This is a genomic window from Brevundimonas sp. (genome assembly GCF_044239655.1).
GTDB lineage: Bacteria > Pseudomonadota > Alphaproteobacteria > Caulobacterales > Caulobacteraceae > Brevundimonas.
This window is the reverse complement of sequence record NZ_JBIIAY010000127.1, coordinates 1-8,885: the sequence shown is the minus strand read 5'-3', so window position 1 is coordinate 8,885 and position 8,885 is coordinate 1. Positions and strand designations below refer to the sequence as shown.

At 65.9% G+C, this 8,885-nt stretch carries 7 protein-coding genes; 5 read left to right on the top strand and 2 right to left on the bottom strand.

Going from position 1 to position 8,885, the window contains the following annotated elements; translation table 11 throughout:
* Positions 1–867 (top strand): glycoside hydrolase family 3 C-terminal domain-containing protein (locus ACILQR_RS14045; RefSeq protein WP_395652016.1); only part of this gene is annotated, 867 nt, incomplete at its 5' end.
* 284 nt (positions 868–1,151) lie between these two features.
* On the opposite strand, the gene ACILQR_RS14040 is transcribed toward ACILQR_RS14045, so the two are convergent.
* Complete coding sequence (locus ACILQR_RS14040) at positions 1,152–1,688, bottom strand: hypothetical protein (RefSeq protein WP_395652015.1); 537 nt, start codon at positions 1,686–1,688, stop codon at positions 1,152–1,154.
* 254 nt (positions 1,689–1,942) lie between these two features.
* On the opposite strand from ACILQR_RS14040, the gene ACILQR_RS14035 reads away from it, so the two are divergent.
* The 3 genes from ACILQR_RS14035 to ACILQR_RS14025 are packed head-to-tail and all read left to right on the top strand — an operon-like array spanning position 1,943 to position 4,754.
* Positions 1,943–3,100 (top strand): beta-ketoacyl-ACP synthase III, encoded by a 1,158-nt coding sequence (locus ACILQR_RS14035; protein WP_395652014.1) that lies wholly within the window; start codon positions 1,943–1,945, stop codon positions 3,098–3,100.
* Positions 3,100–3,783, top strand: coding sequence for an iron-containing redox enzyme family protein (locus ACILQR_RS14030; RefSeq protein WP_395652013.1), 684 nt, complete (start codon positions 3,100–3,102; stop codon positions 3,781–3,783). The genes ACILQR_RS14035 and ACILQR_RS14030 overlap by 1 nt, the downstream gene beginning before the upstream one ends.
* A complete protein-coding gene (locus tag ACILQR_RS14025; RefSeq protein WP_395652012.1) occupies positions 3,780–4,754 on the top strand; it encodes a DUF6999 family protein in 975 nt (324 codons plus the stop codon). Before ACILQR_RS14030 ends, ACILQR_RS14025 begins: the two co-directional genes overlap by 4 nt.
* Positions 4,755–4,916: 162 nt before the next feature.
* Here ACILQR_RS14025 and ACILQR_RS14020 read toward each other — a convergent pair whose 3' ends face one another.
* Complete coding sequence (locus ACILQR_RS14020; RefSeq protein ID WP_395652011.1) at positions 4,917–6,167, bottom strand: TMEM43 family protein; 1,251 nt, start codon at positions 6,165–6,167, stop codon at positions 4,917–4,919.
* A 164-nt stretch (positions 6,168–6,331) separates the two neighbouring features.
* On the opposite strand from ACILQR_RS14020, the gene ACILQR_RS14015 reads away from it, so the two are divergent.
* A partial coding sequence (locus tag ACILQR_RS14015; protein ID WP_395652010.1) for a hydantoinase/oxoprolinase family protein occupies positions 6,332–8,885 on the top strand: 2,554 nt, incomplete at its 3' end.

The following is an 8,885-nucleotide window of genomic DNA, read 5'->3' as shown; positions in this document are numbered from 1 at the left end:
CAGGGCTGCGAGGTCGAGGCGGCCCTGTCCGGCGGCATATCGGCGGCCGTGGTGGCGGCGGCCCAGTCCGACGTCGTGGTGCTCGCGCTCGGCGAAAGCGCCCGGTTCTCGGGCGAGGCCCAGTCCCGGGTCGAGATCACCCTGCCGCCGGCGCAACAGGCCCTGGCCCAGGCCGTCGCCGAGATCGGCAAGCCCATGGTCGTCCTGTTGCGTAACGGACGGGCGCTGGAACTGTCGGGGGCGGTGAAGGACGCCGCCGGGATCGTCGTCACCTGGTTCCTGGGGTCCGAGATGGGCAACAGCGTCGCCGACGTCGTTTTCGGCACCCATTCGCCGTCCGGTCGCCTGCCGGTCAGCTTCCCGCACCGCTCGGGCCAGCAGCCGTTTTTCTATGACCACAAGACCACCGGCCGCCCTGCCAATCCAGCCCTGGCGTCCGAGGAATATACCGCCCGCTATCGCGAGACGACCAACACGGCCCTGTATCCGTTCGGGCACGGACTGACCTATGGCGACATCCGCTATTCGGCGGCCATCCTGTCGTCGGACACCCTGACCTGGAACGGCGAGATCGAGGTGTCGGTCGCGATCCAGAACGCCGGGACCGTGCCCGTCGTGGAAACGGTGCAGCTCTATATCCACGACCGCGTCGCCAGCCTGACCCAGCCGGGTCGGCGTCTGCGCGACTATCGCAAGGTCGCAATTGCGGCCGGAGCCACGACCACCGTCACCTTCCGCCTGCGCCGTGCCTTGCTGGAGTTCATCGGAGCTGAAGGCAATCCGACGGTCGAGCCGGGCACGTTCGACGTCTGGCTAGCCCCTTCGGCACAGGTCGGGGTGCCGGCGCGGTTTATGCTGATGCGGTGAGGATGTGGGTAGATGTTGGATAGGGTCGAGAAACCGGCGTTAGCAATACAGAGCCACGATACACGAACGCAGGCATAGTGATTTGACAGAAGAGGCGATTTGTCGCCAATAGTAGCGTCACCCGACGGTCTTGGCAGAGAGCCGGGTGACGCCACCTAAGTGATCCTCGTCCTTTGGTAGGACGAGGATCGCATTAGCAGAGCACCTGTAGGGAAATGAGCCCTGTCAGATTGGGCTACCATGCCCAATCCCGCTTTCGCACAGTCCTGCTACGCAGCCGCCCACTATGGGGTAGCTGTGTTCGTGTTCGCCTCCTCGATTTCCTCAACGGGCGAAACGGTGTTGACTATCCAGCCTCGAGCCGAGTTATCGAAGCGTGCATCTTTGCTAAGAGCGTTGGACAGATAGTTTTTGGGATTGCTGCTCCCTTCGAATAGCTCGTCCGGGATATGAGGCAAAAGTTCAGCGGTCGTCATTGGGCCGCGAGATTGGATTGCGCGAATTGCGGCGTTTCCAATCTCAAAGCGTTTTGTTCCTTGGCGTGGGATCGACAGAGCCATCTTACGCTGGAGACCATCTACAATGGCAACCTGACCAACAGTAGGTGAACTGCGAGCCGTCTCACCAACCGAGGTCGGCAGACCGTGCTTTGGTTCACGTGTCAATGCGGAGAAGCCGTTGGCGTAAACCTCAAGCTTAACGACGAAGCCTTTCTGATCCTCAACGGCTGCAGCTGCCTTCTCAAATGCAATTCGAGCGTATTCAGCATCGGCTTCCAGCCGGCTCAGGTCGTCCTTTGCAAGTTGAAGTAGGTTGGTCATGTCCGCTGTATCCTCCAAATCCTTTCCGCCGTCAAGCCGCACGATTACGATTTTTCACGGCTTAAGGGAAGAGGTTGATCGTGACAAGCTATTGGCTCGACCTTTGGTGGCAGCACGGAATGGGAAACCGATTTATCGAGGATTGTCGTTAGTCCTCGCTTCGTTGGTCCCTTGCCGTCAGATGAAATGGAGTTACGGCAACTAAATAGTCCGACCGCCAAACGCACATTGGCCTTGCTTCTGGCGTCTTCCCCGTGCCGATTGAGCCGATGACCTCGGCCCAGCTTCGCGACGCCTACATCACCGGCTGCGGCAGCTTCCTGCCCGGCGCGCCTGTCGGCGTCGAGGCGATGGAGGACCACATCGGCCGCATCGGTGGCAGATCCTCGGCGATCGGCCGTCGGGCCCTGCGCTGGAACGGGGTCGAGACCCGTCACTATGCCATGGCACCGGACGGGACGGTGCTGCATTCCAATGGGTCGATGGCGGCGCAGGCCGCGCGGGCGGCGCTGGACGATGCGGGGCTGTCGGTCGGCAACCTGGACCACCTCGCCACGGCGACGACGCAGGGTGACTATCTGGTGCCGGGCCATGCCAGCGCGGTCCATGCCGAACTGGGTGCGGGCCCCATCGAAATCGCCAGCTACCAGTCCGTCTGCGCCTCTGCTCTCATGGCCATGAAGGGGGCCTGGCTTCAGGTCCGGGCCGGAGAAGCCGAGGTCGCCGTCACCACCGGCAGCGAGTTCTCGTCGCGCTGGTTCCGCCCTGAATTCTATGAAGGCACCGCCTTGGTCGACGCCAAGGGACGGGCGCGGATGGAGGCGGACTTCCTCCGCTTCACCCTGTCGGACGGTGCTGGTGCCGTGGTGCTGGAGCCCCGGCCAAAGCCCGACGGGTTGTCGCTGAAGGTCGAATGGATCGACCTGACGTCACTCGCCCACGCCTTCGACCCCTGCATGTGGGCCGGCTCGACCTTCGCCGACCGCGCCGACATGAAATCCGCCTGGAGCCACGTCGGGCCGGCCGCCGCGCATGCGTCCGGCGCTGTGGCCCTGTTGCAGGACTTCGACCTGCTCAAGATCGTCATCCGCGCCTGGATCGGGGTCTGGATGAAGAAGGTCGACGACGGCCGGATCGTACCGGACGATGTCGACCACCTGCTGTGTCACTATTCGGCGAAGTCGTTGCGCGAAGAGATCGTCTCCATCCTGAGATCGACCAGGGCCATGATCCCGGAGGAGAAGTGGTTCTCCAACCTGGCCACCGTCGGCAATGTCGGTTCGGCCTCGATCTGGGTCATGCTGGACGAGTTCATGAAGAGTGGGCGGGCGAAGCGGGGCGAGAAGGTGCTGCTGATCGTGCCCGAAAGCGGCCGCGCCATGGTGGGGTTCATGATGCTGGAGGTGGTGTGATGGCCGATGGACCGATCCATGACGACGCAGTCGCCGACACCCTGCGCAAGCTGGCCGTCGTCTTCGCTGAGTTCGAGCAGAGGTTGGAATCCACCCCCCTGATCCGCAAGCTGACGCGCGGCCGGTTCGAGACTGCCGACTATCACGCCTTCCTTATCAACCTGCGTCAGCAGGTGAAGGACGGGGCCCTGTGGATGAGCCGGGCGGCGTCGAATGTGGGAGAGCGGCATCTGGAACTGCGCTCGACCCTGATGCGTCATGCGGTGACCGAGCATCGCGATTTCCGCCTGCTGGAAGCCGATTTCGTCGCCTCGGGCGGGGCGCTGGAAATCATCCGCGGGGCCCCCAAGAACGTCGGCTCCGAAGCCATTTCGGCGTGGATGTTCCACGAGGCGTCGAAACCCGACCCCTTCGGCCTGCTGGGCGCCATGTTCGTCATCGAGGGGCTGGGCTCGATCAAGGCGCGCCCCTGGGGGCTGAAGGTGCAGGAGCGGCTGGGTCTGCCCGACGAGGCGGTGCGGTTCCTGCTCTATCACGGCGAGAACGACGTCGAGCATATGCAGGAGTTCGAGGCGATGCTGCGGATGGTGCTGCCCGACGCCGCGATCGCCGAACGCATCGTCACCTGTGCCCGTGTCACCGCCCGCCTCTATGCGCTTCAGATCGAGGAGATCGTGGCATGAGCCTGTCAGACGGCGGGGCCCACGGCGATGCGGGTCCGCGCGAGCGGCCCGATCCGTTCGACGCCCGTGCCTATGATCCTGCCGATCCCGATCCGTGGCTGGCGCTCTATCTCGATCACAGTCTACCGATCGACCCCCAGGCCAAGCGAGCGTTGCTGCTGGGTGCCCGGTCGTGGTCGCGGCGCTGGCTGTTTCCGGTCAGCCGCCCGCTGGTCTTCCTGTTCTTCTGCGTGGTGAAGGTGCTGCGGGCGATCTCGCCCCGGCATCCGAACCTGAACGGCCTGCTGCACAAGTCGATCCGCTGGGGCCTGCAGATCTTCGGATCGCCCGAGGCCAACACATTGATCCTGCGCCATTTTCATATCGGCACCGAACTGCTGGCCTTCATGAAGGCCAACTCCGGCGTCGATCCGGCGTCGATCAAGACCATTCCACTCAAGCCCCTGACGCTGAAGGATCTGGAGGACAACGTCTTCCTCCAGCATGACCTGAACATCTTCAACTTCATCATCGAGATGAACATCGGATTGCAGGCGCAAGGCAGAGAACTGACCCCGCCGGCGGTGGTTGATTTCTCGATGATCTCCGACGTCGAACCGGCCTTCCAGACCTTTCCGACCGGCCCGCTGAACCGGATCGACATCCAGACGGCGGTGGAGTTCTACACGCCCCTGTATGCCCTGATGCTGCCCCGTGCCGACTTCATGCGCGCCTCCCACAGCCTGCAACTGGACGAGACGGTGGCCATCTACATCGCCCGGATCCTGGGCACCGACTACCACATGAATTTCGTCAAGAACGGCCACCCGCTGGTGACCCTGTCGACCTTGCAGGCCGGCTATCGCCTCATGATGCACGGCCTCGATTGCGAGGGCATGCACGGCTGGCTGCGGGTTCTGAAGGCGCGTCAGGCGGCGGGTTTGTCGCTGGATCCGAGGAACCCAACGGGCGGTGAGACGGCATTGGGGTGAGCAAGCCCTTCTCCCCTTGCGGGAGAAGGTGGCAGCCGAAGGCTGACGGATGAGGGGTTATTCGATTTGTCAGTAAGGGTTTCCGAACGCGATCCGGAACGATTGGCGTGACCCCTCATCCGGCCCTGCGGGCCACCTTCTCCCACAAGGGGAGAAGGACGATCATGCTGCCCCCGCCTCCGCCAGCTTCTTCCTGTTGCGCCCGCGTCCCAGCCGGTAGACGCCGAAGGCGATCGCTCCGCCGACCGCCAGGATGGCGATCGAGAGCAGGGGCCGGAAGGCGAACCAGGCCAGGGCGATGGTCACCGTCCCGATGCTGAAGCCCAGAACGAAGGCGACCAGGCCCGTCCCCATCCGCACGATGGTCCCCACCAGCGGCAGGACATCGGCCAGCACCCCCAGCGGCGCCAGGATCAGGCCGAAACCGACGATCAGCAGCACCATGCCGAGGACACGCACGATCCAGGTGATGACCCGGTTCGCATCCTGGGCTCCCTGGAACATGTCGGCGGCCGGAACCGCGCCGTCCGAAACCAGCAGGAATTCCTCGCCGTTCCTGGCGCGATAGTTGGTGAACCCGTCGCCGTTCTGTTTGCCGACGATCGAGATCACGCCGGCAGGGGTCAAGTCGTAGGAGATGCGGATGTCGCCGATCGTCGGACTGCCCTGGATCACGGACGTCTCGGACACGGGCGTGGCGTCGTCGGCGTCGTCCACATCGCTGCTGCGCGGCCGGTTGGCGGACAGCAGGATCTTGCCCTGAGAGATCGAGACATACTGATCGACGTCGCCGACGGCCGCCTGGACCGCTTCGAGGTTGTCCTGGGTCAGGCGCAGCGGGGCCTCGCCACCGATCTGGCCGACCACGGCGTCGTCGAGCCGGAAGTCACCGAGCGTCGCGTCCTGGGCCAGGATGTCGGTCCCCTCGACGGCGAACTCGGGGTTCTCGTGGCCGTTCGGCTCGGCGAAGGCGCTGGAGTCCTCGGCCGCGCCGGACCAGACCTTGGCATAGGTATAGGTGGTCACCGTCTCCTCGCCTCCACCCAGCTTGGTGCGGGTCTCGGACTTGGAGCTTTCGCGCCACTGATACATCTCGACCTGACGCGACAGGTGAACGCCCGTGGCGGTGATGCCGAAATCGGGGTCCTCCAGCGGTGCGGTCACGGCGACCGGGCCGGAGACGTGGACCAGCTTCTGGTCATTGGCGGCGTCGATCGGGCTGGCCTGGATATCGACGACGATGGAGGCACCTTCCTTCAGGCCGCGTTCGGTCTTGACGGCGCGCCCCTCGTTCCAGGCCAGGCCGGCGATGCAAACCAAGATCAGCACGACGCCGACGAGGACCCCGGCGAAGGCCGAGCCGACGCGCGAGAACCATGAGGTGTTCGTCGTCCTGGTGACGCTGTCAGGCATGGTGATTTCCCCCCGGAAACTCTGGCTGCTCCGTCCGTCCCTCGGCCGGATACGAAGCTTTGCCGTGCAGCCTATGCCTCTGCTGCCCGGGTCGCAACACCATGTGTCAGACGATGCTTGTCTCGGGGCGCGGGTCCCGGTCTAACCGGAGCATGACGACCGAGATGGACACAGTCGCCGAACCACCGGGGCCCGGCTGGCGCTTCTGGATCGACCGGGGGGGCACCTTTACCGATGTGGTCGGCCGGGCACCCGACGGCACCGTCCGGACCGCCAAACTGCTGAGCGAGAACCCCGAACACTATGCCGACGCGGCGGTCGAGGGGATGCGGCGGATGCTCGGCGTCGGGCCCGGGCCCTTGCCGCCGGGCGCGGTCGAGACCGTGCGGATGGGCACGACCGTGGCCACCAACGCCCTGCTGGAGAGGAAGGGGGCCCGGACGATCCTGGCCATCACGCGCGGCTTTGGCGACGCCCTGACCATCGGCTGGCAGAGCCGCCCGGACATCTTCGCCCGCCACATCGTCCTGAACCCACCGCTGCATGACCGCGTAATCGAGATCGACGAGCGGGTCGGGGTCGATGGCCGGGTACTGGTTCCGCTCGACGAGGACCGCGCGCGGGCCGGTCTGGCGGCGGCTCGGGCGGCGGGTGCCGAGGCGGTTGCCATCGTCCTGGTCCACGGCTGGCGATGGACCGCGCACGAGGCCCGGCTGGCCGAGATCGCGGCAGAGGTCGGGTTCACGCAGATTTCCGTCAGCCATGAGGTCGGGGCCCTGATCAAGCTGATCGGCCGTGGCGACACCACCGTCGCCGACGCCTATCTGTCGCCCGTGCTGCGCCGCTACGTGGACCGCGTGCGCGGCGAACTGGGCCCGGCGACGCCCCTGATGTTCATGCAGTCGAACGGCGGCCTGACCGACGCCGACGCCTTTCGGGGCAAGGACGCCATCCTGTCCGGCCCGGCGGGCGGCGTGGTCGGGATGGCGGCGACGGAGAATGAAGCCGGCTTCGACCACGTCATCGGCTTCGACATGGGCGGCACCTCCACCGACGTCAGCCACTATGCCGGCGAGTACGAGCGCACCTCCGACAGCGTCGTCGCGGGCGTGCGTCTCAGGGCGCCGATGCTGTCGATCGAGACGGTGGCGGCGGGCGGCGGATCGATCTGCCGCTTCGACGGCGCGCGCCTCAGGGTCGGGCCCGAAAGCGCCGGTGCCGTGCCGGGCCCGGCCGCCTATCGCCGTGGCGGCCCCCTGACCATCACCGACTGCAACGTCCTGCTGGGCAAGCTGCGGCCCGAGCATTTTCCGTCGGTGTTCGGTCCCGGCGGTGACGAACCGCTCGACGCCGAGGTCGTGCGCGCAAAGTTCGACGCCCTGGCCGCCGAGGTTTCGGCCGCGACCGGCCGGCCCGTCTCACCGACCGACCTCGCCGAGGGCTTCATCGCCATCGCCGTCGATCACATGGCCCGCGCCATCAAGACCATCTCGATCCAGCGTGGCCACGACGTCTCGCGCCACGTCCTCAACTGTTTCGGCGGGGCAGGGGGCCAGCACGCCTGTCTGGTCGCCGACGCCCTGGGAATGACGATGGTCATGCTGCATCCCCATGCGGGGGTATTGTCCGCCTACGGAATGGGCCTGGCCGAGGTCAGGACGATCCGTCAGGAGACGGTGGCGGAGGCGCTGGATGGGTCGCGTGACGTCGTGCTGGCCGGTCGTGTCGCGGCCCTCGCCGAGACCGCGCGGGCGGGTCTGTCGGGGGGAGCCGTCGGTGACGTCGTCACGATCCTGGCCCGCGCCGAGGTCAAGTACGGCGGAACCGATACGCCGCTGACCGTGCCTTTCGGCCCCGCAGAGGCCATGCGCGAGGCGTTCGACGCGGCGCACCGCCAGCGGTTCGGATTCGTCGCGGATCGGGGCCTGGTCGTCGAGACGCTGCAGGTCGAGGCGGTGTCGTCTCCCGATTCTCCCTCTCCCGAAGTGGGGAGGGACGGCGGAGCGCCAGCGAAGCCAGGGTGGGGAAGTGCGCAGGATCGCGACCGCTTCACACAGCCCCACCCCGATCGCTCCGCGATCGCCCCTCCCCATGAAGGGGAGGGAGAACGCCCCATCCACCACCGTGATCACCTCGCCCCCGGCTCCATCATCCCCGGCCCGGCCATCATTCTGGAATCCACCGGAACCACCGTGGTCGAGCCGGGTTGGTCCGCCACCGTCGATCCCCGGCTCAACCTGATCCTGACTCGCACCGAACCCCTCGCGCCCCGCACCGCCGTCGGCACCGAGGTCGATCCGATCCTGCTGGAGCTGTTCAAATCGCGCTTCATGGCCTGTGCCGAACAGATGGGCGAGGCGCTGCGGGCCACGGCCTATTCGGTCAACATCAAGGAGCGGCTCGACTTCTCCTGCGCCCTGTTCGACGGCACCGGTGCCCTGATCGCCAATGCGCCACACATCCCCGTCCACCTCGGCTCCATGGGCGAGAGCATTGCCGCCGTGATCCGAGCGCGTGGGGACGCGCGGGACGGTCGCGGCCTGAAGCGGGGCGACGTCTATATGTTGAACGCGCCCTACAACGGCGGCACGCACCTGCCCGACATCACCGTCATCCTGCCCGTCTTCCTCGACGACGATGATGCCCCCGCCTTCTTCGTCGCCGCCCGGGGCCACCATTCCGACGTCGGCGGCATCACCCCCGGATCCATGCCGCCCA

Bases quoted from the DNA above. Each gene is read 5' to 3' on its own strand.
- ACILQR_RS14020 (WP_395652011.1), bottom strand. From the start codon at position 6,167: ATGCCTGACAGCGTCACCAGGACGACGAACACCTCATGGTTCTCGCGC.
- ACILQR_RS14025 (WP_395652012.1), top strand. From the start codon at position 3,780: ATGAGCCTGTCAGACGGCGGGGCCCACGGCGATGCGGGTCCGCGCGAG.
- ACILQR_RS14040 (WP_395652015.1), bottom strand. From the start codon at position 1,688: ATGACCAACCTACTTCAACTTGCAAAGGACGACCTGAGCCGGCTGGAA.
- ACILQR_RS14030 (WP_395652013.1), top strand. From the start codon at position 3,100: ATGGCCGATGGACCGATCCATGACGACGCAGTCGCCGACACCCTGCGC.